Source organism: Streptomyces sp. NPDC051677, assembly GCF_044453465.1.
Taxonomy (GTDB): Bacteria; Actinomycetota; Actinomycetes; order Streptomycetales; family Streptomycetaceae; genus Streptomyces.
The window spans coordinates 99,886-120,401 of the sequence record NZ_JBITCT010000024.1; the positions used below are offsets into that span (position 1 = coordinate 99,886).

The 20,516-nt window shown below is 69.4% G+C and carries 18 protein-coding genes and 1 pseudogene; 10 read left to right on the top strand and 9 right to left on the bottom strand.

Annotated elements, in window-relative coordinates; all coding sequences use genetic code 11:
* Positions 1 to 42: 42 nt before the first annotated feature.
* Positions 43 to 1,041 (top strand): TAXI family TRAP transporter solute-binding subunit, encoded by a 999-nt coding sequence (locus ACIBAF_RS26810; protein ID WP_399466321.1) that lies wholly within the window; start codon positions 43 to 45, stop codon positions 1,039 to 1,041.
* A gap of 22 nt (positions 1,042 to 1,063) precedes the next feature.
* Here the strand turns inward: ACIBAF_RS26810 and ACIBAF_RS26815 are convergent, their stop codons facing one another.
* Together ACIBAF_RS26815 and ACIBAF_RS26820 are read right to left on the bottom strand one after the other, a co-directional pair.
* Positions 1,064 to 2,473, bottom strand: coding sequence for an ATP-binding protein (locus ACIBAF_RS26815; RefSeq protein ID WP_399466323.1), 1,410 nt, complete (start codon positions 2,471 to 2,473; stop codon positions 1,064 to 1,066).
* Positions 2,474 to 2,485: 12 nt separating this feature from the next.
* Positions 2,486 to 3,172 (bottom strand): response regulator transcription factor, encoded by a 687-nt coding sequence (locus ACIBAF_RS26820; protein WP_399466325.1) that lies wholly within the window; start codon positions 3,170 to 3,172, stop codon positions 2,486 to 2,488.
* Between the two features lie 315 nt (positions 3,173 to 3,487).
* On the opposite strand from ACIBAF_RS26820, the gene ACIBAF_RS26825 reads away from it, so the two are divergent.
* From ACIBAF_RS26825 to ACIBAF_RS26860, 8 genes are all read left to right on the top strand, one after another.
* Positions 3,488 to 4,264, top strand: coding sequence for an amino acid ABC transporter ATP-binding protein (locus ACIBAF_RS26825; RefSeq protein ID WP_399466326.1), 777 nt, complete (start codon positions 3,488 to 3,490; stop codon positions 4,262 to 4,264).
* 52 nt (positions 4,265 to 4,316) lie between these two features.
* Positions 4,317 to 5,171 (top strand): glutamate ABC transporter substrate-binding protein, encoded by an 855-nt coding sequence (locus tag ACIBAF_RS26830; RefSeq protein ID WP_399466327.1) that lies wholly within the window; start codon positions 4,317 to 4,319, stop codon positions 5,169 to 5,171.
* Between the two features lie 117 nt (positions 5,172 to 5,288).
* On the top strand, positions 5,289 to 5,954 hold the full coding sequence (locus tag ACIBAF_RS26835; RefSeq protein ID WP_399466329.1) for an amino acid ABC transporter permease: 666 nt from the start codon (positions 5,289 to 5,291) through the stop codon (positions 5,952 to 5,954).
* Positions 5,951 to 6,853 (top strand): amino acid ABC transporter permease, encoded by a 903-nt coding sequence (locus ACIBAF_RS26840; RefSeq protein WP_399466331.1) that lies wholly within the window; start codon positions 5,951 to 5,953, stop codon positions 6,851 to 6,853. Before ACIBAF_RS26835 ends, ACIBAF_RS26840 begins: the two co-directional genes overlap by 4 nt.
* Before the next feature lie 180 nt (positions 6,854 to 7,033).
* The gene (locus ACIBAF_RS26845) at positions 7,034 to 8,656 is read left to right on the top strand and encodes an FAD-dependent monooxygenase (RefSeq protein WP_399466333.1); all 1,623 of its coding nucleotides are present in this window, start codon (positions 7,034 to 7,036) and stop codon (positions 8,654 to 8,656) included.
* 92 nt (positions 8,657 to 8,748) lie between these two features.
* Entirely contained in the window at positions 8,749 to 8,820 is a 72-nt protein-coding gene (locus ACIBAF_RS26850) for a putative leader peptide (RefSeq protein ID WP_309544753.1), read from the top strand.
* Positions 8,821 to 8,917: 97 nt separating this feature from the next.
* On the top strand, positions 8,918 to 9,445 hold the full coding sequence (locus tag ACIBAF_RS26855) for a cysteine dioxygenase (protein ID WP_399466335.1): 528 nt from the start codon (positions 8,918 to 8,920) through the stop codon (positions 9,443 to 9,445).
* On the top strand, positions 9,442 to 9,870 hold the full coding sequence (locus ACIBAF_RS26860) for a rhodanese-like domain-containing protein (protein ID WP_399466337.1): 429 nt from the start codon (positions 9,442 to 9,444) through the stop codon (positions 9,868 to 9,870). Before ACIBAF_RS26855 ends, ACIBAF_RS26860 begins: the two co-directional genes overlap by 4 nt.
* Positions 9,871 to 9,927: 57 nt before the next feature.
* On the opposite strand, the pseudogene ACIBAF_RS26865 reads toward ACIBAF_RS26860, so the two are convergent.
* The 6 genes and pseudogenes from ACIBAF_RS26865 to recA form a co-directional block, all read right to left on the bottom strand.
* Positions 9,928 to 10,128: pseudogene (locus tag ACIBAF_RS26865) on the bottom strand (zinc ribbon domain-containing protein); the annotation flags it as partial.
* A 17-nt stretch (positions 10,129 to 10,145) separates the two neighbouring features.
* Complete coding sequence (gene ltrA / locus ACIBAF_RS26870) at positions 10,146 to 11,897, bottom strand: group II intron reverse transcriptase/maturase (protein ID WP_399466338.1); 1,752 nt, start codon at positions 11,895 to 11,897, stop codon at positions 10,146 to 10,148.
* An 851-nt stretch (positions 11,898 to 12,748) separates the two neighbouring features.
* Positions 12,749 to 15,286 carry an ABC transporter permease gene (locus ACIBAF_RS26875; RefSeq protein ID WP_399466340.1) on the bottom strand — a complete coding sequence of 846 codons (2,538 nt, stop codon included), beginning with the start codon at positions 15,284 to 15,286 and terminating at the stop codon, positions 12,749 to 12,751.
* Complete coding sequence (locus ACIBAF_RS26880; protein WP_399466342.1) at positions 15,283 to 15,879, bottom strand: ArsR/SmtB family transcription factor; 597 nt, start codon at positions 15,877 to 15,879, stop codon at positions 15,283 to 15,285. The genes ACIBAF_RS26875 and ACIBAF_RS26880 overlap by 4 nt, the downstream gene beginning before the upstream one ends.
* A gap of 250 nt (positions 15,880 to 16,129) precedes the next feature.
* Positions 16,130 to 16,942: a recombination regulator RecX gene (recX, locus tag ACIBAF_RS26885; RefSeq protein ID WP_399466344.1), complete on the bottom strand. Its 813-nt coding sequence runs from the start codon at positions 16,940 to 16,942 to the stop codon at positions 16,130 to 16,132.
* 3 nt (positions 16,943 to 16,945) lie between these two features.
* A complete protein-coding gene (gene recA / locus ACIBAF_RS26890; RefSeq protein WP_399466345.1) occupies positions 16,946 to 18,076 on the bottom strand; it encodes a recombinase RecA in 1,131 nt (376 codons plus the stop codon).
* Between the two features lie 325 nt (positions 18,077 to 18,401).
* Between recA and ACIBAF_RS26895 the strand changes: the two genes are divergently transcribed.
* Entirely contained in the window at positions 18,402 to 19,190 is a 789-nt protein-coding gene (locus tag ACIBAF_RS26895) for a hypothetical protein (RefSeq protein ID WP_399466346.1), read from the top strand.
* A 15-nt stretch (positions 19,191 to 19,205) separates the two neighbouring features.
* Here ACIBAF_RS26895 and ACIBAF_RS26900 read toward each other — a convergent pair whose 3' ends face one another.
* Positions 19,206 to 20,468 (bottom strand): AI-2E family transporter, encoded by a 1,263-nt coding sequence (locus ACIBAF_RS26900; protein ID WP_399466347.1) that lies wholly within the window; start codon positions 20,466 to 20,468, stop codon positions 19,206 to 19,208.
* Positions 20,469 to 20,516 lie beyond the last annotated feature (48 nt).

Below are 20,516 nucleotides of genomic sequence, written 5' to 3' on the forward strand. Positions count from 1 at the left end.
TGCGCTGGTCAGCACCGTGTGCCTGCTGGCAGGATCGCGCCCATGTCCAAGGTGTTCGCCCGTTTCGGCAGGCGCCGTGCCCTGCAGGGCGCGGCCGTCGGTGCCGTCGTCCTCGGGCTGTTGCTGTGGTGGCTGCAGCCGCTGGGCGAGGAGCCGCCGCACGGGTCGATCACCTTCAGCACGGGCACGACGAGCGGCGTCTACTACGAGTACGGCACCCGGCTGCGCGCCGAGCTCGCCAGAGACATGCCCGACCTGAGCGTGAAGCTGACGACCAGCAACGGGTCGCAGGAGAACGTCGCGCGCGTGGCGGCCGGCCAGGCCGACTTCACCATCGCCGCGGCCGACGCGGTGGAGACGTACGAGCGGCAGCACCCCGGCTCGGCCGCCCGGCTGCGTGGGGTGGCCCGCCTGTACGACGACTACGTCCAGCTCGTGGTGCCGCGCGACTCGGCCATCCGGTCCATCGCGGATCTGCGAGGCAGGACCGTGGCGACGGGGCTGCCCCGCTCAGGTGTGCGGCTGATCGCCGAGCGGGTGCTTCAGGCGGCCGGCCTGGACCCGTCGAAGGACATCAAGGCCGAGTCGGAGGGCATCGACACCGGCCCGGAAAAGCTGAAGCAGGGCAAGATCGACGCGTTCTTCTGGTCCGGCGGGGTGCCGACGGCCGGCCTGGAGACGCTGGCCGACACCTTCACCTTCCGGTTCGTGCCGATCAGCCCCGAGCTCGTCGCCCGGATGCACGACCAGGACGACGCCACCGGCTTCTACCGGGCCACGAACATGCCGGAGTCGGCCTACCCCACCATCCAGAACGGCTCCACCGTGGCGACGATCGCGGTGTCCAACCTGCTGATGACGCGTACGGACATGGCTCCCCGGCTCACCGAGTGGCTGACGCGGACCGTGATCAAGAGCCGGGACGGCATCGGCGCGCATGTGCACTCCGCCCAGCTGGTCGACCTGCGCACGGCCATCTACACCGACCCGCTCAAGCTGCACGAGGGCGCCCGCCGCTACTACCGCTCGGTCAAACCGTAGAGCCAAGCCCTAGGGGCCTTCGCTACGACGTCGGCGACCTCGGCACCGACACCGTCGCCGTCAGACCACTGGGCTCGTGGTGTGCGTAGGACAGGCCGCCGCCGCCCGCCGCGAGCAGGGCCTTGGAGATGGACAGGCCCAGGCCCGAGCCCTTGATGTTCTGGTGGCGGCCGCTGCGCCAGAAGCGGTCGCCCACGCGCGCGAGCTCCTCGCCGCTCAGCCCCGGCCCGTTGTCGGTGACGACGACGGTCGAGGTCTCGCCGTCGGCCGCGACCGTGACCTCGACGGTCTTCCCCTCGGGGGTGAACTTCACCGCGTTGTCGATCACGGCGTCCAGGGCGCTGGACAGCGTCACCGGGTCGGCCCATGCCGTGGTGGGCGGGCAGTCGCCCACCAGGCGGACGCCCTTGGCCTCGGCGGTGGGCGCCCAGGCGGCGACGCGCTCGGCGGCCAGCGCGCCGATGTCGGTGACCCGCAGGTCGGCCTCGGCGTGCTCGGCCAGCGCCAGGTCGAGCAGGTCGTCCAGGACCTGGGCCAGGCGCTTGCCCTCGCTCTGGACGGAGGCGATCTCCTCGTTGCCCTCAGGGAGTTCGTAGGCCAGCAGTTCGATGCGCAGCAGCAGGGCGGCGAGCGGGTTGCGCAGTTGGTGCGAGGCGTCGGCGACGAAGGCGCGCTGTTGCTCCAGCACGTCCTCGACGTTGTCCGCCATCTCGTTGAACGATCCGGCCAGCCGCCGGAGTTCCGGCGGTCCGCCGGCCACCGCCACCCGGGACTTCAGGCGGCCGCTCGCGATCGAGTGGGTGGTGGCGTCCAGCACGCGCACGGGCTTGAGCACCCAGCCGGTCAGCCGCAGGGCGGCGCCGATGGCCAGCAGCATCGCGGCGACCTCGCCCGCGCCGATCACCAGCCAGCCGTGCAGGATCCGCGACCGCATGGCCCCGGTGGGCGAGTCGGTGACGACGACCGCGACGACGTCGCCGTCCCGGATGACCGGCGACGCCACGACGAGCCGATTGCGCTGCCATGGCCACACCTGCTGAGGGTCATGGCTGCGACGGCTGAGCAGCGCCTCCTCGAAGGCTTCCCGCACCTCACCCGTTTCGGGGAGGTACCAGTCCCTCGGAGCATGAGCCATGGGGGTGTCAGTGCCGTAGAAGACGCCGGCGCGAATGCCGTAGACGTCGTAGTAGCTGTCGAGCTCACGGCCGAGCGTCTCGCGTCGCTCGTTCGTGGGCGTCACCGCGGAGTCGCTCGTACCCGACGAGGCGGTGACGAACTGGGCGAGCGCCGCGAAGCGCGCGGTGTCGTCGATGCGGTCGACGACCACCTTCTGCTGCTGGGCGCCCGCCACGCTGACGGCCAAGGGCACGCCCAGGGCCAGCAGCACGGCCGCCATCAGGACGATGAGCAGCGGCAGGAGACGTGTACGCAACCGCGGTCCCCGCTACGCGGCCGGGGCGACGAGCCGGTAACCGACGCCGCGCACGGTCTCGATCAGCGCGGGCATGCGCAGCTTGGCGCGCAGGGAGGCCACATGCACCTCCAGGGTGCGCCCGGTTCCCTCCCAGCTGGTGCGCCACACCTCGCTGATGATCTGCTCCCGGCGGAAGACCACACCGGGGCGCTGGGCGAGCAGCGCCAGGAGGTCGAACTCCTTGCGGGTCAGTTGGATCACCGAACCGTCCACCGTGACGCGTCGTGTGGGCAGCTCGATCTGCACGGGGCCCAGGCGCAGCGCGTCCTCGCCGCCCGCGGCCGGGTCCTCGTGGATCGTGCGGCGGCTGACGGCGTGGATCCGGGCCAGCAGTTCCCCGGTGTCGTAGGGCTTCACCACGTAGTCGTCGGCGCCCAGGTTGAGGCCGTGGATACGGGAGCGCACGTCGGAGCGGGCGGTCACCATGATCACCGGGGTGGAGGTGCGCTTGCGGATCTTACCGCAGACCTCGTACCCGTCCTGGTCGGGCAGTCCCAGGTCGAGCAGCACGACCCCGAAGCCGGGCCCCTCCGGCACGAGCGCCTGCAGAGCCTCCTCGCCGCTGCGCGCGTGGGTGACGTCGAAACCGTGCCGCTTCAGGACCGCGGACAGGGCGGCGGCGACATGGTTGTCGTCCTCGACGAGCAGCAGTCTCATCCCGTCCTCCTCCGGTTCATCGGGCATACGGTCTGACTCACTACAACGGGCGTACGGTTCTCATGAGTGAAAAAACGCGGGCACACGCGTGCGTGCATCATGGCAGTCACGCTGATGGACGAGGACGCCGTCAAGTGGGTTCCGGTTGCATGCGGCTTCCGTTATCCGGCCGATACGGGCGCAGGTCACAAGTGCTACGACACGTGTCCGATTGCTATCGGATCGTGATGCTCAGATTCCCCTCAGATGTAATGACGCTGATCGCAGCAGGTCACTACTGTCCTCCGAAACCGAGGAGGACGGAGCCCCAGAGCGATGACCGAAGTATCGGTGACCAAGGAAGACGTGGTCGCGAGCGGTGAACTGGTCGTCCTGAAGAGCGTCAACAAGCACTTCGGCGCGTTGCACGTTCTCCAGGACATCGATCTGACGATCGCGCGCGGCGAGGTCGTCGTGGTCATCGGACCCTCCGGGTCCGGAAAGTCGACCCTGTGCCGCACCATCAACCGCCTGGAGACGATCGACGAGGGCACGATCACGGTCGACGGCAAGCCGCTGCCCCAGGAGGGCAAGGAGCTGGCCCGGCTGCGCGCCGACGTCGGCATGGTCTTCCAGTCGTTCAACCTGTTCGCGCACAAGACGGTGCTCGAGAACGTGATGCTCGGCCAGATCAAGGTCCGCAAGGCCGACAAGAAGAAGGCCGAGGACAAGGCGCGCGCCCTCCTGGACCGGGTCGGCGTGGTCACCCAGGCCGACAAGTACCCCGCGCAGCTGTCGGGCGGCCAGCAGCAGCGCGTCGCCATCGCGCGGGCCCTGGCGATGGACCCGAAGGTCATGCTCTTCGACGAGCCGACGTCGGCCCTGGACCCCGAGATGATCAACGAGGTCCTCGAGGTCATGCAGCAGCTGGCCCGGGACGGCATGACCATGATCGTTGTCACCCACGAGATGGGTTTCGCACGATCGGCTGCAAACCGCGTGGTCTTCATGGCGGACGGGCGCATCGTCGAAGAGGCTGCGCCCGACCAGTTCTTCAGCAATCCGCGCAGTGACCGCGCCAAGGACTTCCTGTCGAAGATCCTTCACCACTGACGGAACTCAGCACCGCTCGCAGTACATCACCACTCCTCTCAAGGAAGTCACCATGAAGCTTCGCAAGGTCACCGCCGCCTCGACCGTCGCGCTCGTCCTCGCCCTGACCGCCACCGCGTGCGGCGGTGACAACAAGGACGACGACTCCAGCAGCAGCTCCAGCGGCGGCGGCGGAGGCGGAAAGATCAAGATCGGCATCAAGTACGACCAGCCGGGTCTCGGTCTGAAGAAGCCCGACGGGTCCTTCGCCGGCTTCGACGTGGACGTCGCGACGTACGTGGCCAAGCAGCTCGGCTACGACAAGGACAAGATCGAGTTCGTCGAGACCAAGAGCGCCGACCGCGAGAACGCCCTCGAGCGCGGTGACGTGAAGTTCATCGCGGCCACCTACTCGATCAACGACAAGCGCAAGGCGAAGGTCGACTTCGCCGGCCCGTACCTGCTGGCCCACCAGGACCTGCTGGTCAAGACCGACTCGACGATCAGCAAGGCCGCGGACCTCAACGGCAAGAAGCTGTGTTCCGTGACCGGCTCGACGTCGGCGCAGAACATCCATGACACGATCGCCCCGAAGGCGAACCTGAAGGAGCTGAGCTCCTACTCGGAGTGCATCGCCGGCCTGCAGAGCGGCGCCGTGGACGCGGTCACCACCGACGACTCGATCCTCGCCGGCTTCGCCTCGCAGGACCAGTACAAGGGCAAGTTCAAGCTCACGGGCCTGAAGCTCAGCAACGAGAACTACGGCATCGGCGTCAAGAAGGGCGACACCGCCGACGTGGACAAGATCAACAAGGCGCTGGAGAAGATGGTCAGCGACGGCTCCTGGCAGAAGGCCGTCGAGGCCAACTTCGGCCCGGCGAACTACAAGAACGAGCCCGCCCCGAAGATCGGCGTCATCGTCAAGTAACCGGGTCCCGCGGCCCAGCCATGCGGGGTTCCTGCGGTGCGCCGCCGTCCGTCGCGATCACGGCGGCGGCGCGCCCCGCCCTCCTCATACGCCACCCACCCGGAAGCGCGGGAGATCGTGTTCGACTTTCTTGAAGGTTACGACGTCCTAGGGGCGTTCTGGATGACGGTGAAGCTCACCGCCCTCTCCGCCGTGGGCTCCTTGATCTGGGGCACCCTGCTGGCCGCGATGCGGGTCAGCCCGGTCCCGTTGATGCGCGGGTTCGGCACCGCCTACGTCAACATCGTCCGGAACATCCCCCTGACGGTCATCATCCTGTTCAGCTCGCTCGGCCTCGCCGACGTCTTCGGCATGACCCTGGGCGCCGAGGACTTCAAGGTCCAGGGCTTCCGGCTCGCCGTGCTCGGACTGGTCGCCTACACCGCGGCCTTCGTGTGCGAGGCGATCCGCTCCGGCATCAACACGGTGCCCTTGGGGCAGGCTGAGGCGGCCCGGGCCATCGGGCTGAGCTTCAGCCAGACCCTCACGCTCATCGTGCTGCCGCAGGCCTTCCGTTCGGTCATCGGACCGCTGGCCAACGTCCTGATCGCCCTGACCAAGAACACCACGGTGGCGGCCGCCATCGGCGTCGCCGAGGCCGCCTACCTGATGAAGACGATGATCGAGAACGAGGCGCAGACACTGCTCATCGGCGCGGTCTTCGCGTTCGGATTCGTGGTACTGACCCTGCCGACCGGCCTCATCCTGGGCTGGCTCAGCAAGCGACTGGCGGTGAAGCGATGAGCTCGGTCCTCTACGACACCCCCGGCCCCCGCGCCAAGCGGCGCAACGTCATCTTCTCGGTGGTCTTCTTCGTCCTCCTCGCCCTGTTCGTGTGGTGGGTGTGGCAGGAGATGGACGAGAAGGACCAGCTCACCTCCGCCCTGTGGAAGCCGTTCACCGAGTCCGAGGCCTGGACGACGTACCTGCTGCCCGGTCTCGCCAACACGTTGAAGGCCGCGGCCCTCGCCATGGTGATCGCCCTTCCCCTGGGCGCCGTCTTCGGTATCGCACGCCTGTCCGACCACCGATGGGTGCGCGTCGTGGCCGGCACCGTGGTCGAGTTCTTCCGCTCGATCCCGGTGCTTCTGCTGATGCTGTTCGCCAACGAGTTCTACTCCCGCTCCACGAACGTCACCAGCGAGGACCGGCCGCTCTACGCGGTCGTCACGGGCCTGGTGCTCTACAACGCCTCGGTCCTCGCCGAGGTCGTCCGGGCCGGCATCCTCTCCCTGCCCAAGGGACAGACGGAGGCCGCGTACGCGATCGGCCTGCGCAAGGGCCAGACGATGAGCAGCATCCTGCTCCCGCAGGCGGTCACGGCGATGCTCCCCGCGATCGTCAGCCAGCTCGTGGTCATCGTGAAGGACACCGCGCTGGGCGGTGTGATGATCGGCTTCACCGAGCTGCTCAACTCGCGCGGCACCCTCGCCGCCAACTACGCCAACGTCATCCCGAGCTTCATCGTGGTCGCGGCGATGTTCATCGTGCTGAACTTCATCCTGACCAGCTTCGCGAGCTGGCTGGAGAAGAGGCTGCGGCGCAGCAAGCGCAGCACGGGCGCGGTTCTCGGCGTCGAGAAGGTGGACGACCTCAACGCGGCCGAGGTCGGCGGCGGCTTCGGCAGTGGGGCGTCGGCATGATCTGACGCACGCTCAAGTGAGGTGACCTGTACGGAGGCAGTGGCGTGCGCGCCGCTGCCTCCGTCACTTGACGCAAACAACGACAATGGGTTGCATACGTTCTGTGATCGTGCACCCTGCTCCAACCTTTTGTTCACTCACATCCCTGAGGACACCGTCGCGGGCAGGGGGCGGCACGCCGTGGACCCGGTGATCATCGTCGGAGCGGGGCCGGTGGGGCTCACGCTCGCCCTGGCGCTGGCGCGCCAGCAGGTGCCTTCCGTGGTCCTCGACGAGGGCCCCGGCAAGGACGAACCGCGGCTCGCGCGCACCGTCGTGCTGCGCGAGGACACCGCCGCGCTGATGGAGCGGCTCACCGGGGCGTCCCTCGGCGAGGCCGGGGTCCACTGGGCCGGATGGCGGTCGATGCGGCGCAAGCAGGTGACCCGGCGGATCACCTTCGACGAGACGACCGACCCCGCCCCCCTGCACATCGCCCAGCACGTGCTCACGAGCGCCCTGCGCGCCGCCCTCGCGGACGAGCGACTGGTGAAGATCGCCGTGGACAGCCGCCTGGACACCATCGAGCAGGAACCCTCCGGTGTCACCGCGCACACCCGCGGCCCCAAGGGCACCTGGTGGCGCGGCAGCCACCTCGTCGGCTGCGACGGCCCGCGCTCCACGGTCCGCAAACTCCTCGACATCCGCTTCCCCGGCCGTACGGCGGTGGAGCGACACGCCGTGGCCGCGCTGCGCACGGAACTTCCGTGGGCCGACGAGGCGTTGCTCCATCGGACGCCCCCGTGGCGGACGTCCGGTCCCTCCGCAGGGGAGATCACCGGACGACCGCTGCCGGACGGCGTCTGGCGGCTGGACTGGCTGCTGCCGCCCGGCAAGGACCTCGTCACACCCGAGCTGCTCGTGGCCCGCGTCCGCGAGACCCTGGCGGGCTGGAGCGAGGGCCCCACACCCGCGTACGAACTGCTCGACACCGGCGTCCACACCGTGCACCACCGGCTCGCCCGCCGCTGGCGCGTGGGGCGCGTCTTCCTCGCCGGGGACGCCGCCCACCTGCTCGGCGCGCTCGGCACCCAGGGCCTCGACGAGGGCCTGCGCGACGCCGACAACCTCGCCTGGAAACTGGCCCTGGCCTGGCACCACGGCCCACACGAGGCACTGCTCGACGGCTACCAGGCGGAGCGGCGCGCGGCCGTCGCCGCCCGGCTGCGCGCCGCCGACCAGGCGCTGCCGCTGCTGCGCGGCGGCGGGGGCATCAGGGCGTACGTCCCCGGCGCGGCCCGCGGCCACGACGTGCTGCTCACCGACGGCCACCTGGGACGCGGCCCGCTGGGCGCGCCGGGCAGGTACGACGGCTCGCCGCTCGCCCCCCGCCACCTGGAGGCCGAGGTGCCGGTGACGACGCCGCCCGGCGCACCGGTTGAGGACGTGCGGGTCACGGCGGAGGACGGCTCCTTCGTACGCTTGCGGGAGCGGCTCGGCCGGGGCGCGCTGCTCGTCCTGCTGATCGCGCCGGGGACGGGAGTGTGGGAGCGCAGGCACTGGGTCGGCGCCGGCATCATGCCCCGGCTCGCGGCCGCGGTGACGGCCCTGCCATGCCCGGCCGAGCTGCTGGTGTCCGAGACCTACCCGGGCGCGGCGGCCCACACCGTCCTGCTGATCCGGCCCGACGGCCATCTGGTCACCGCGCTCAACGGAGTACGCGCGGCCGACCTGTACGCGGCGGCGGAGGCGGCGGTGGGCGGTCCGCCGGGGGCGCAGGAGGCGTCCGCGGCGGGGGCCACGGCGGGCTCCGCAGCCAAGTGACGTACTTGCTGTCACTGTGTGGTCCACATGGTGACAGTGAGTTGACCGGGTTCCACCGGCGTGGTGTACTCCCGATCGTGACCGACACCGATGTGCGCCTGTGGCGGAGGGTCCATATGGACCTCGTCCGCTATGCAGGCTGCGTGTGTCGTCCGTCCTGCTGACTTCGCATCCCCCTTCCCCACCGGCGCGCGCCGCCGCTGCGCACCCGCGCTCTCTCATGGCCGCGCGCTCCCCGCGAACCTTCTCAGGACGGTGTCCGTGTCTGTCTCCCCCTCCCTGCCCACCGCCGTCGCCGCGCCCACGCAGGCCGACCTCCTCGACTTCGTCCGGCGCACGGCCGCCGACACCGAGCTGATCTCCTCGCTGCCCCTCGACCCGGAGGGCCGCACCTGGGTGCGCCTTGAGGGGCCTGGAGGCAGCGAGGCCTGGCTGATCGGCTGGCCGCCTGGCACCGGCACCGGCTGGCACGACCACGCCGACTCGGTGGGCGCCTTCCTCGCCGCGCGGGGCGAGCTGAAGGAGTACTCGCTCACCGCGCGGCTGCCCACCGACGGCTGGACGACCCTGGAGCTGGCGGACGGCATCGACCGGGAGCGCACCCTGTCGGCGGGCCGGGGCCGCTCCTTCGGACGCCACCACGTCCACGAGGTCCTCAACGAGTCCACCGAGGAACACGCCGTCTCCGTCCACGCCTACTACCCGCCGCTGCCGCGCATCCGTCGTTATAGCCGTACCGGGCAGGTGCTGCGGCTTGAGCAGGTCGAGCGGCCGGAGGACTGGCAGTGAGCGGCGCGAACACGCCTCAGCAGGAGCGGCCGAACGGCGAGCCGCCGCTCGGTATAGACGAGTTGCTCGAGCGGGTGCGCGCGGGGTACGCGCGCGTGGAGGCACGGGAGGCGTACGAGGCCGCCCGCGCGGGCGACGCGCTGCTCGTCGACATCCGGTACGCGGCCCTGCGCGAGCGGGACGGGCTGATACCCGGGGCCCTGATCGTGGAGCGCAACGAACTGGAGTGGCGGCTCGACCCCCAGGGCAGCCATCGCCTCCCCGAGGCCACGAGCCACGACGTGCGCGCCGTCGTGATCTGCAACGAGGGTTACGCGTCGAGCCTGGCCGTCGCGTCCCTGCACCAGCTGGGGCTGCACCGGACGACCGACCTCGTCGGCGGTTTCCAGGCGTGGAAGGCGGCGGGGCTCCCGGTGACCTCTTGACTTGCTCCTCGGGCTGAAGCCCGAGGATTCTGGCCGTCCTCACCTGTTGCTGTGCCGCTACGCGGCACAGGTTCGGGTGGGGGTTCCATGGCTTCCTGTTTCTTCGCGCTGTGCCGGGACAAGTCCCGGTCTTACCGGCGCTCCGCAGGCCGATGCCGCCAGTCCGGCAGCCCGTTTGACGTTGATCGCAGCGTTGTGGTCCCGGTCGTGGACGGTGCCGCAGGCGGGGCAGGTCCACTCCCGCACGTGCAGGGGCTTGATGGACCGGCGCAGTTTCACTTGGCCTGTACGCCATCTTGAGCGTGTAGCTGTCGATGGCATGCGGAGTGCACGAGACGAAGGTTGGTTCGATCGTCGGAGCCGCCATCTCTCCGGTAAACGAAGTGATGCTTGTGGAGCATCTTTTTCGAGGCCGCGAACCAGTTGATCCACTCACGTGGACTGTCCGGTTCGTAATCGGCTCCGGCAATGAGCGCCTGATTGCAGAGCGGGCAGAGCCCCCTCTGCTTGTACGCCAAGGACAGACTTACTTTGTCCATCGGCGGGGGCGTCTTCTTGCGGCGGCGTCCTTGCCAGTACTCGGCCAGGGTAGGGTCGTCTGGAGACGCCGCACCCTTCACCTGCACGTGGCGGACAATCTTGGTCCAGCCGAACTTGGGGAGATAGGCACCGCTGATACGGTCCCCGAACACCCACTTGTCGTTTCTGGACTCGTTGAACCTGCCGAAGTATCTGTCGGCTACCCAGACCCTCGGCTTCTTCGGATGGCTCCTTCTCGCCCACTCCCAGAGCAGCCCCCACAGATAGTTGTCGAGACTTGAGAATGTTCGAGACGAAACCGCCTTCCGGTAGTACGCCGACCATCCGCGGATGATGGGCGTCAGCGCCCTTAGCATTCCCGCCGCGTTGGAGCCTTGCAGCCCCTTTACTTCGGTGCGCAGGGTTGCCCGGAGTCTCTTGACAGCATCAGCACTTGGCTTGATGAGTAGCTTTCCGTCGTAGCGTCGGATGTTGAAGCCGAGGAAGTCGAACCCGTCCTCCATGTGGACGATTCGGGTCTTTCCTTCATCGAACCGTAGTCCTCTCGGCTCCAGCCACTCTGCCAACCGTTCCTTGATCTCTTCGGCTTCGGACTTGCTGTGGCACATGACCACAAAGTCATCCGCATAACGGATCAGGATCGGGGTCCTGGGAGCAGCCTTCGGCGCGTACGTCTTCGCCTCGGCTCCCCAGTACCGACACCCTGCTGCCTCTTCCATCCCATGAAGTGCCACGTTCATCAGCAGCGGACTGATCACACCGCCCTGTGGAGTTCCCTCCTCGGTCGGCGTGAAGCGGCCCTCTTCGACCACACCGGCCCTCAGCCACGCACGGATGAGACTCCGGCCGGGGAATCCCCCGACGGCGTCCATGAGGCGAGGATGGTCGATGCGGTCGAATGCCGCCGACAGATCAGCATCGAGAACCCAGAGGCGCTTGGCGCTCTTGCGTGCCGTTGCCCCAAAAATGGCCTCGATCGCGTCGTGGCACCCTCTCCCCGGGCGGAAACCATACGACCGGGGTTCGAAACGGGCTTCCCACTCGGGTTCCAGCGCATTCTTGACACGGGCCTGCATGGCCCGGTCCCGAATCGTCGGAATACCGAGCGGGCGTTGCTTCCCGTTACTCTTCGGGATGTACACCCGCCTGACCGGCATGGCTCGCCAGGGCTTCTCGACCCGATGGACCTCTGACGCGAGATCCCAACGGGCCTTGGGCGTTACCGCCTTCTTCCTGTCGACGCCGGCCGTCTTGCGGCCAGTACTCAGCTGGGACACTCGTCTCACGCTCACCAGCGTGTTGGAGTAGCTCCGCAGCATAAGCTTTTGCAGATTCCTGACCTTGGGCCAGTCCTCTTCCTGCGCGGCCTTGAAGATCCGCTGTCTCAGTCGCCGTACTTCTCCCTCGCATTGACCCCAGTCGATCTGGTGCCACAGCGTGGAGGCGTCCTCGGGTCCGTTCGCCGGGCTGAGCGGCAGAGCAGACATGTCCACCGCCCTCCCGGTGTCTAACTTGTCCCTCGGTTCGGGCTTCTTCTCAGGTCACTTCAAAGGCTCACCTGGTTCACGTCTGCTCCCTTTCGGGCCGGGGAGATCCCCGTATCCGGCAGGTTATACGGGCACGTTCGCCCGACTTCCCTTTCCCTTTCGGGGACCGGCATTCGCTTCTTGAACCATCCTGTCCGGCTGAGGGATTCCGCTCTCCTTGCGGTCGGCCTACCAGATCCCTCTGGACCTCAACCGGGTTTCCACGTTCCGCACCGTCAAGATGCGTCCGGGAGGGTGCCCCCTTTTGCCCCGTGGCCAGCGGCGTTCGCGAGCCTTGGGTCAGAACCCTCGGCTCCGCTTGACGCTTCTCAGCGTCCAGGCCATGCCCGCCACTGTTGCTCGACATCGGGCGGGTAACGCTGACGAGGCTTTGACAGGAGTTCACTTTCGTTCACCCTTCCGGACTGTCCCTCGGCCTGTGACGTCAGATGCCTTGACGTTCTTGGGCCTTGAGCGCTCAGCTTCACACCCCGCCGTTGCCAGCGACGCATGTGAGCGTGGGACCAGACCTCAGAACACTGGTCTGGGACAACCCAGTTGAACCCGAGTTATCCGCTTGAGCGGTGCGACCTCGTGTCGCACCCTGAAGGCGTACCGAAGCTGCATTCGGTGATCGTACGAACACACACCACTCGATGTCGCCGGGAACACCCGTTCCCCGCCTCACCCCTATGACCGCAGCGTCCGGCTCCGCCGGAACGACACCGCGACGCTCCGCGCCGCAATCACGAGATTCGCTTCACCACCAGGCTGAAGCCCAATGCACCACGAATGAAACTCGGTAGCCGGGGTCATTCCTTGGCCGTCGCCACCGTCACCGCGCGGACCCTGAGCGCCACCCGTCCCGGCAGGGCGGTGGCGACGAGCGCGAGGAGCCCGGCTCCCGCGACCACCGTGGCGTACACGAGCGGTACCACCGCCGGGGCCGCCCGGCCGGTCATGCCGATGCTGAACGCGGTCAGGACGGCCAGGGCGACCGCAGTGCCGAGGGCCGCGGCGAGGAGGAGAACCGACAGGGCCTCGGTGCGCAGCATGCGCAGCACCTGACGACGGGTCGCCCCCGCGAGGCGCAGCAGTGCGAACTCCCGGACGCGTTCGGAGACCGACATGGCGAGCGTGTTGACCACGGCGATGGCGGTGAACGCCAGGACGAGCCCCATGGCCAGGAAGTTGACCTCGGCGCTCGCCTGCTGCCGCTCGGCCTGCAGCGAGTCGGCCGTGGCGGGGGAAATCACCGCGAGTCCCGGGAACTCACGCAGCGTAGTCGAGAGTTGTGTCTGTGTACGGGCCGTGGTCACGAGGAGGGAGGAGGAGAGCGGGTTGTCGACGTGGCGGGCGACCAGGTCGTGCGCGAAGGTGAGGTCTCCGAAGCCGAGGCCCCTGGCGTAGACGGCGGCGACGGTGAACACGGCGGGCGTGCCGTCGCCGAGCGTGAGCTTCAGGATGCTGCCGGGCGTCAAGTGGAGCTGGTCCGCGGCCAGTTCGCTGACGGCGACGGTGTCCTCGGCGAGTTCGCCGAGGGAGCCGGCGGTGACGTCCGGGTCCCAGGTGCGGGCGAGCCCGGCCGGAGTGACGCCCTGGGCCGCGTACTTGTCGAGACCGACCCGGACGGTCGTACGGACCACTTCGGTGACGACGTCGTCCTGCGCCCGGAGCCGTCGTGCCACGTCGCCCGGGACGCCGGGCCCGTGGGAGGCGACGACCCAGTCGGCGCGGACGCCGTCGCGGGCCTGGGCGCGGGCCGCGTCGCCGAGGGTGGGCTGCACGAACAGCACCGTGCAGGTCATGCCGATGAGCAGAGTGAGAGGAGTGACGACGGAGGCCATGCGGACGGCATTGCCACGAAGGTTGGCAGTGGCGAGCCGACCACCGGGACCGATCAGCCGCAGCGGACCGGCCAGGAGAACAGCGGCCGCCTTGACCAGCAGCGGTCCGAGGAGAGCGACGGAGGTGGACAGCACGACGACGGCGAGGAACGTCACGGGCGTCGAAGCGGGCTCGGTCCGCAGGACACTGAGCAGGGCCACGAGGACGGCGCCACCGGCGAGCAGCAGCACGCCTGCGAAAAGACGCCCCCAGGCGGGCCGGGTCCGTTCGGTGCGGGCCTCGGCGAGCGCCTCGGCCGGACGGATCCGGGCCACCCGGCGAGAGGCGATGCGTGCGGAGGCCCAGGCGCCGAACAGCGTCGCGGCGACGGCGACGAGCGGCGGGAAGACGCTCACGGTGTGCTGGAGCGTGGCGGGCACGGCGCCCAGGGCGACGAACCTGCCATGGAGCCAGGCCCCCAGCGGAAGCCCCAGCAGAGCGCCGGCCGTGCCCGCGGCCAGCGCGACGATCAGAGCCTCCCGCCCGAGGAGCCGGCGGATCTGCCCGGAAGTCGCGGCGACGGCACGCAACAGGGCCAGTTCGCGTTCGCGCTGCTGGACCGAGAGAGCGAAGGTCCCGACGACCACGAGGACCGCCACGAGCAGCGAGGTGCCGCCCATCGCTCCGCCCATGCTGATCAGCTTGGTGCGGGCCGCGGCGGCGTCCAGGAACTCGACGGGTCCTCGGTCGTCGCCTGCGCTGACCTGGGCGGCGGTGCCGTGCAGCGCCGTGGCCACGGACTGCCGGAGCGGGCCCGGCCCGATGCCCGTCTTCGGGAGCACGCCGAACGCGGTGACCTGACCTGGGTGTGCGGCCAGCCGACGGGCCTCAGCGGCCGAGAAGAAGAGGGCGCTCTGGTGGCGTACGGCGGTGGCGGGGGCGGCGATACCGGAGACGCGGTAGGTGCGCGGGGCCTGCGTCGACTGGACGGTGAGCCGGTCGCCGGGTGCGAGGCGGGCGCGTGCGGCGAGGTCTCCGTCGACGACGACATCGGTGGCGGCTGCGGGAGCGGCGCCCGCCGTGAGCCGGTACGGCGTCAACACCGCGGACTCCCAGGCATGCCCGTAGGCGGGCCTGCCGTCGGCGGCCGGGCTGCCGTCGGGTGTCAACGGCTCGGCGAGGAAGGTGAGTTCGGGGATCACGCGAGCGACACCGGGTGCGGAGACGAGCCTGCGCTCCAGGTCGGCCGGGAGCCAGGCACGTTCGGCGATGGGTTTGGCCTTGTGCTTGACCTTCGTCTTGCCCTTCTTGTGCTTGACGGTCGTCTGGTGGACGTTCTGGTCGGCGGAGACCACGACCGGGGCGGCGGCATAGCGCTCGGTACGGATGGAGCCTCGCAGCCCCGTCTCCAGGAGCGTGCCGCACGCGGTGATGAGGGCGGCCGCGCACAACAGCGCGAGGAAGGCGCCCAGAAAGCCTGCTTTGCGGGCGCGGACGGTCTTCAGGGCGTAGCGCAGCATCATGACGGATCCGTCTCTCTCGCGGGGGCGGGGAAAGCCAGGAAGCGGGTGAGCAGGGTGCGTGCGCCCGGCAGGGTCTCGGAGTCGGATCGCTTGTAGCGGTTGAGGAGGGCGATGTACTCCTCGAAGAACTCCCGGAGTTCGGGCAGGGTGAGCCGGATGGTGCCCCGCGAGTAGGGGAACGCGTCCGCCCACGGGTCGCCGTCGTCCGCGTCCCGCTGGAGCCGCTCGAAGAGGTCCAGGTCAGCCGCGTAGGCATGGTGGTTCAGCTCGTCCATGACATGCCGCAGTTCGGGACTCTGACGGCTGCGCGGCGGGAACCGGAGGTCGCCGGGTACCGCCCGCCACCAGCGCTCCCGGTGCGTGGACAGCTCCGCGCGCCCGGCCTCGGCCGTCTCCTCGACGAAGCCGTACCGGGCCAGCTCACGCAGGTGGTAGCTGGTGGCTCCGGTGTTCAGGCCGAGGGCTCGGGCGAGAGTCGCCGAGGTGGCCGGGCCGTGCAGGGTGAGATGTTCGAGCATGCGCTGACGGCGTGGCTGGGCCAGCGCCTTGAGCGCGGCGAGGTCGCCGAGTTCGACCGGGGTCGCGGGGGCCACGGGCGGGTTCTTCGGCTCTGGCGGCCTCTCGGGTTCCGCTTCCGAGGGTTCGTCAACACCGGGTTCCTGGGACATGCGTACACAGTCGCCTGTGCACAGATGCCTGTGCACTGCGGTGGTCCGGCGTCCTCAGTGGGGGGTTATCCCTACCGCCCCTCGGCGGGGAGGTCGGTGCGGCCACCAGTTCCCCCCTCCCCCTCCCCCTCCCCTCCCCCCTCCCGCCCCGCCCCCCGCTTGCCCTTCAATGGGCTCAGTCCCCGTCCCCCTCCATGAACTCCGTGTCCTCGCCTTCCTCCTCCAGCGCCTGCCGGACCACCCGTAGGGCCATGCCCTCGGGGTAGCCCTTGCGCGCGAGCATGCCGGCGAGGCGGCGCAGCCGTTTGTCGCGGTCGAGGCCGCGGGTCGCGCGCAACTTGCGGGCGACGAGTTCGCGCGCCGTCTCCTCTTCCTGCTCGGAGTCGAGCTGGGCGACGGCGTCCTCGATCAGCGCCGAGTCGACCCCCTTGGTACGCAGTTCCTGCGCGAGCGCGCGCCGGGCCAGTCCCCGGCCGTGATGCCGTGACTCGACCCAGGCGTCCGCGAAGGCGCTGTCGTTGATCAGCCCGACCTCTTCGAACCGCGAGAGCACCTCCTCTGCCACGTCGTCCGGGATCTCTCGTTTGCGCAGGGCGTCGGCGAGTTGCTTGTGTGTGCGCGGGGTCCCGGTGAGCAGGCGCAGGCAGATCGCCCGTGCCCGCTCAGCCGGGTCCCCTGAAGGCTCCCCCTGCTCGGCCCTCGACGAGGAGGGGGCGCCTCCGTCCTCGGCGGACGGTTCTCCGAAGCCGCGCCGACGGCGCCCACGCCCGCCACGTGGACCGCCCTCGCCACCGCGTCGCGCCCGGCCGCCACGGGGGCGGGCCTCACCGGCTTCGCCCTCCGGCCCCTCAGGCCGGTACGAGCCACCGTCCGACCAACTGTCCGACCAGCCGTCGCCGCCTTGGGCAGGGCCGCCGTCGGCCCCGCCCCCCGCCCCCCGGGGGGTGTCGGGGTGGACGTACTCGGCCCAGTCCGTTCGTCGCGTCACGGATCAGCTCTTGGCAGCCGCGGCCTTGGTCTTGGCGGTCTTGGCGGCGGGAGCCGGACCTGCCTTGGCGGGGTCGTCCACAGGCGTGCCCGCGGTCACCGCGGCGTCCGCGCCCGGCTCGGCGGCAGGCTCCTCCGGACGCACTCCGACGCCCAGCTTCTCCTTGATCTTCTTCTCGATCTCGTTGGCGAGGTCGGGGTTGTCCTTCAGGAAGTTGCGGGCGTTCTCCTTGCCCTGGCCGAGCTGGTCGCCCTCGTACGTGTACCAGGCGCCCGCCTTGCGGACGAAGCCGTTCTCCACGCCCATGTCGATCAGGCCGCCCTCGCGGCTGATGCCCTGGCCGTAGAGGATGTCGAACTCGGCCTGCTTGAAGGGCGGCGCGACCTTGTTCTTGACGACCTTGACGCGGGTGCGGTTGCCGACCGCGTCGGTGCCGTCCTTCAGCGTCTCGATGCGACGGATGTCGAGCCGCACCGAGGCGTAGAACTTGAGCGCCCGGCCACCGGTCGTGGTCTCCGGGGAGCCGAACATCACACCGATCTTCTCGCGGAGCTGGTTGATGAAGATCGCGGTGGTCTTGGACTGGTTGAGCGCGCTGGTGATCTTCCGCAGCGCCTGGCTCATCAGACGGGCCTGCAGACCGACGTGACTGTCGCCCATCTCGCCCTCGATCTCCGCGCGCGGGACGAGCGCGGCGACCGAGTCGATGACGATCAGGTCGAGGGCGCCGGAGCGGACCAGCATGTCCACGATCTCCAGGGCCTGCTCGCCGTTGTCGGGCTGGGAGAGGATCAGGTTGTCGATGTCGACGCCGAGCTTCTTCGCGTACTCGGGGTCGAGGGCGTGCTCCGCGTCCACGAAGGCGACCTGGCCGCCCGCCTTCTGCGCGTTCGCCACGGCGTGCAGCGTCAGTGTCGTCTTACCGGAGGACTCCGGGCCGTACACCTCCACCACGCGGCCGCGCGGCAGGCCGCCGACACCGAGGGCGACGTCGAGTGCGGTCGACCCGGTGGGGATGACCTCGATGGGCTCGTTCGGCCGCTCGCCGAGGCGCATCACGGCGCCCTTGCCGAACTGCCGTTCAATCTGTGCGAGTGCGGCATCAAGAGCCTTCTCGCGGTCGGTTCCTGCCATGGGTTCCACCCGATTTGCTTGAGTCGATCGCTTCACGTCAAAGACGCTAACGCCTGCCACTGACAATGCGCCCCGACGCCGGTCCGGCCTGTGGATAACTCAGGCGCTTATCCGCCCCAATCGGGACGAAATCCCCGCAAGGAGCTCCACCGGAGCCTCACCAGAGCCTTCATAAGAATGGATGTTCGATTTTTGTGTCAAGCGCACCACGCGGCCCTTCCGAGGCTACGTTCACGGCCCGCGCTCACGGCTACTTCGCCGGGCGTACGGCGGATGTCTTCGGCCGGACGACGACGGCGCACGACGCAGCCGAGACCCTCGGTGCATGCACGAGCACACGACCACGACGCCCCGCCGCGCACCCGAACCCGGACGTCCGAGCCCTCGGCTGTACCGCCTCTACGGGGCGACGGCGCTCCTGCTGATCCTCTCCGGCCTCGCCCACCTGGCGGTGTTCGCCGTCGACGGCGGCCCCTGGGACGGTCCCGTCTCCTGGCGCAAGCCCGTGACGTTCGGACTGTCCTTCGGGGTGACGCTGATCGCGATCACCTGGGTCACGTCGTACGTGCGCGTCGGACCGCGGTTGCGGACCGCGCTGCTCGGGGTGTTCGCCGCCGACTGCGTCGTGGAGGTCGGGGGCATCACCCTCCAGGCGTGGCGGAAGGCGCCCTCGCATCTGAACATGGAGACGCCCTTCGACACGGCGGTGTCGATGATGCTCGCGGTGGGTGGCGGCGTCCTCGTGGTGCTGCTCACCGCGTTCGCCGTGGCGTCCTTCCGGCGTCGGCCGACGGGCCCGGCCGGGATGTCCCTCGCGGTGCGCGCCGGTTTCGCAATCCTTCTGGTCGCGCTCGCCTCGGGGGCGGCGATGATCGCGCGCGGTGTGGTGCTCACCCGCACGGGGCACCAAGAGGCTGCGTACCACTCGACGGCGCCGCTGAAGCCCCTGCACGGGGTCAGCCTGCACGCCGTTCTGGTGCTGCCCGCGCTGGCCTGGCTGCTGTCCCGCACGCCTTGGAGCGAGGCCGTACGGTGGCGGATCGTGGCCGCCGCTGTTGGGTGTTACGGGGCCGCGGTCGCCGCGGCCGGGGTGTGGGCGGTCCTCACGTACTGACGCCCGCTCCCGCCGTCAGCCGGTCCCCTCTCGCGATCCGCTGCCCGCCCGGTCCCGTATGCGCGCCCACAGCGACCGCACGCGGGTGAGCGGTCCGGGCCCCTCGCCACGGCCCCGGTGACCGTGGACGCGGGGATCGTCGGTGACGTCGTAGCGCTTCACGTAGGCGCCCAGGAACGCCTGGAGCGTGGCGACCGCCGGAATGGCGATCAGCGCGCCGACGGCGCCCAGGAGGGCGGTGCCGGCAATGACCGAGCCGAAGGCTACGGCGGGGTGGATGTCGACGGTCTTCGCGGTCAGCTTGGGCTGCAGCATGTAGTTCTCGAACTGCTGGTAGACCACGACGAAGATCAGCACCCACAGGGCGTACAGGGGCGAGACGGTGAAGGCGATCAGCATGGGCAGGGCACCGGCGAGATACGTGCCGATGGTCGGGATGAACTGCGAGACCACGCCCACCCAGACGGCGAGCACGGGCGCGTAGGGAATGCCGAGGGCCTCCAACAGTACGTAGTGCGCCACGCCGGAGATCAACGCCATCAGCCCGCGGGAGTACAGGTATCCGCCGGTCTTGTCGACGGCGATCTCCCACGCGCGCAGCACCTCTGCCTGCTTGGCCGGCGGCAGGACGGAGCACAGTCCGCGACGCAGGCGGGGGCCGTCGGCGGCGAAGTAGAACGAGAACAGGGCGATCGTCAGCAGCCGGAAGAGGCCGCCGAGGACCTGCGTGGAGACATCCAGCACGCCGGCGGCGCTGTTCTGGGCGTACTTCCTCAGCCAGTCGGAGTGAAGCAGCCCCTCCTGGATGTCCACGCGCCTGAGGTCGGTGTGGAACGTGGTGTTGACCCAGTTGATCACGGAGTCGAGGTACTCCGGGAAGCCCTCGATCATCTTGATGATCTGTCCCGCGAGCATCGAGCCGAGGAGCGTGAAGAAGCCGGCGACCACGATCAGCAGGCCGAAGAAGACCAGGAAGGTGGCGAGCCCCCTGCGCATCCCGCGGGCAGCCATCCGGCTGACCGCGGGTTCTATGGCGAGGGCCAGGAAGAACGCGATCAGGATGTTGAGCAGCAGGCCGATGAGCTGGTGGAAGGCCCAGGTGCCCAGTTGGAACGCCGCGACGAGAGCGAGCGCGAGCACCATGGCGCGCGGAAGCCAGCCCGGCATGCGGGCACCCCGGGCGGCACCGCCGTCGGCCGGGGGCGGCCCGGTGGGCGGCGTCGTGCCGAGCGGGGATGCGTGCCGGGCGACCTGCCCGGTCTCGTCAGTGGGTGCCACGGACCAAGTCTCGCCTACGCCACCGACAACCGGACAGCCGCCTGCGAT